At 77.6% G+C, this 2,113-nt stretch carries 2 protein-coding genes; one reads left to right on the top strand and one right to left on the bottom strand.

Translation table 11 applies throughout. The features are described from left to right. Complete coding sequence (locus tag AOK22_RS26540; protein ID WP_055701237.1) at positions 1-1,452, top strand: MFS transporter; 1,452 nt, start codon at positions 1-3, stop codon at positions 1,450-1,452. Here the strand turns inward: AOK22_RS26540 and AOK22_RS26535 are convergent. After that, a partial coding sequence (locus tag AOK22_RS26535) for a serine hydrolase domain-containing protein (protein ID WP_157872293.1) occupies positions 1,412-2,113 on the bottom strand: 702 nt, incomplete at its 5' end. The two genes, AOK22_RS26540 and AOK22_RS26535, sit on opposite strands and share 41 nt — an antisense overlap.

The raw sequence follows: 2,113 nt of genomic DNA, 5'->3' as shown, positions 1-2,113 counted from the left end.
ATCCACCGCCGCCTCACCCTCGCCTGCAGCGTCGTCGGTGCCATGGTCGTCGCGCTGGACGGCACCGTCCTGACTGTCGTCCAGCCCGCCCTGCAGCGCGATCTGGACGCCTCGTTCACCGCGGTCCAGTGGACCAGCACCGGCTATCTGATCGCCGTGGCGAGCCTCCTCGTCTTCGCGGGGCGGCTCGGCGACCGGTACGGCCACCGGCGCCTCTTCGCCGTCGGGACCCTCGGCTTCGCGGCAGCGTCGGCGGGGGTCGGCTGCGCCCCCGGCGTCGGCTGGGTGATCGCCCTGCGCGTCGCCCAGGGCATCTTCGGGGCGCTGCTCCAGCCCGCCACGCTCGGGATGCTGCGGGCCGCGTTCCCGCCGGACCGGCTCGGCATGCCGATCGCGCTGCGGACGAGCGCGATCGGCCTCGCGGCGGCGGCCGGGCCCGTGCTCGGCGGGGCGCTCGCGACGCACCTGGGCTGGCGTTTCGTCTTCTTCCTGAGCGTCGTGCCCGCCCTCGCGATCGGTCTGCTCGCGCTGCTGGTGCGGGTGCCCGAGCCGCCTCGGCCGGGTCCCGCGCCCGGCCTCGACCTGCCCGGCGCCGGACTGCTCGCCGTCGCGCTCGCCTGCCTCGTCCACACGCTCGTCGGCCTGCCCGAGGCGGGCGGGCCCGCGGCCCCCGTGGCGGGGTTCCTCGCGACGGCGGTCGTGTGCGGGGCGTTCGTCCTGCGCGAGCGGCGCGCGGCGAGCCCGCTGGTGCCGCCCCGGCTGGTTGGTTCGGCCGCGGTCGGGCCCGCCCTCGCGGTCCTGGTGGCCGCCTCCGCGGCGATGTTCGGGGCCCTGTTCGTGGCGACGTACTTCCTCCAGGACGTCCTGGAGCTCGACCCGCTGGGCAGCGCGCTGCGGGCGCTGCCGCTCGCCGTGGCGATGGTGGCGGGCGCGCCGCTCGGCGCCGTGGTGCTGCGGCGGTGGGGCGCCCGGCGGACGGTCACCTCGGCGACGGCCCTGCTCACCGCGGGCGTCCTGGCCCTGTCCCGCCTGGGTCCGGACGCGGGACCGCTGGCGACGGGCGGCGCCTTCCTGCTCGTCGGCGCGGGGTTCGGCACGGTGATGGTCGCCGCGACGGCCGTCGTCGTGCGCCATGCCCCGGTGGCCGACGCCGGAGTCGCGGGCGGCCTCCAGCAGACCGCGATGAACGTCGGCCCCGCCCTCGGCATCGCCGCGGCGACCACGCTGATGTCCGCCCTGGCCTCCACCACCGGGCCGCAAGGTCCCGGGCCGCGGTGGTCCGACGGGGAGTTCCTCTCCGCGATGGGCCCGACGCTGACGGCGCTCGCCGCACTGGCCGCACTCGGCACGGCCGTGGCGGCGCGGCTGCCGCGCGGGACCCCGCCCCGGCGGGACGCGGACCCGGCCGCCGTCAGCGGGCCGCCAGCGCCGCGTCCACCATCCGCAGCGTAGCCCGCGCCTGCGCCTCCTGCGCCGGGCCGTCGAGCCTCAGGGTGAAGGCGGCGCTGGTGACGGCGGTGGCGCCGTCCGGGGTCACACCGCACTCGGAGAGGGAGCCGAGACTGGTCCCGCCGTGGAACCAGATGCCGTCGTCGCGCCCGGCCACCGGCCGCCAGGCGAGGCCCAGGCCGTAGCGGACGCCGTCCGCCGGGATCCAGTCGTCGGCGGGCACGGTCTCCCGCATCGCCGCCAGCTGCGCGGGCCGCAGCAGCCGGCCCCCGAGCAGCGCCCGCAGGAACACGCCGTGGTCGTGGGCCGTGCTGATCACGCAGCCGTCCGCGCCCCCGCCGAAGCCCAGCGTGGTGTCGGTGGGCCTGCTCTCCTTCGGGAAGTACGTGTACGCGGTGGCCGTGGGCCGCGGCACGTACGGCGACGTGCCGGGGGTGAAGGTGCCGCGCAGGCCGAGCGGTTCGATGATCCGCTCGTGGACCTCCTGCGCCCAGGAGTGTCCGGTGACGGCCTCGACGACCAGGCCCGCGACGACGTAGTTGGTGTTGGAGTAGCCCCAGCGCCGCTCCCGCGCGGGGTCGTCGGCGTCGGGCAGCCACCGCGGCGGCTCGCCCAGGGCCGCCGTCAGCTGTTCCTTGGGCGTCTGCGTGCGGAAGCGGCCCCG

Origin of the sequence: Streptomyces silaceus (assembly GCF_001419745.1) — a bacterium.
GTDB classification, from domain to species: domain Bacteria; phylum Actinomycetota; class Actinomycetes; order Streptomycetales; family Streptomycetaceae; genus Streptomyces; species Streptomyces silaceus.
Note: the sequence above shows the minus strand (reverse complement) of the source record. Positions and strands in the feature narration are given on the sequence as shown.